1 protein-coding gene is annotated in these 530 nt (G+C 38.3%); it reads left to right on the forward strand.

Annotated features, from left to right (window positions below):
* Positions 1-473, forward strand: a 473-nt coding sequence (locus tag LQZ76_RS10010) for a transposase (RefSeq protein ID WP_230099547.1), incomplete at its 5' end; no start/stop codon positions are given.
* Between the last annotated feature and the right edge of the window lie 57 nt (positions 474-530).

Raw genomic sequence — 530 nt, forward strand, 5'->3', positions numbered from 1 at the left:
GCCTGATTTTAAAAGACAGTAATGACCTAAACTACGAGACCCGTACGAAGCGTATCAACTATCGCTATGCTTACCTTAGTGATTCAGAAATTGTTGATCGTATTCTCGCTTTATCACCTGAACTTCGTGTAGCTTATGAATTTTATCAAGATATCATCTACGCCCTTAAACAACGCGACGGTGCTTATTTAGCAAATGTTCTTCATGATGGCACCGACTTACCACCACAAATGATGAAAGCTCGCCGGACCATCCAAAAAGTTTACACTGAAATTCTCAATAGTTTTACATACGGCTTTTCCAACGGCCCGGTTGAAGGTATGAACAATAAAATTAAAGTCATTAAACGAATCGGCTATGGTTTTCGTAACTTCGAGAACTTCCGCCAACGAATTTTAATCGCATTTAAAAATTCATTTTTCGCTATGAATTACAAAAAAGCGACCAGCTCGAATTTCGAGCTAGTCGCTTAACCGAATAAACGGATTTATTCAATTTTTAGGTCCATCAGTACCATTTGACTTAGAACC

The sequence above is a fragment of the Periweissella ghanensis genome, from assembly GCF_918814755.1.
In the GTDB taxonomy this organism is placed as follows: domain Bacteria; phylum Bacillota; class Bacilli; order Lactobacillales; family Lactobacillaceae; genus Periweissella; species Periweissella ghanensis.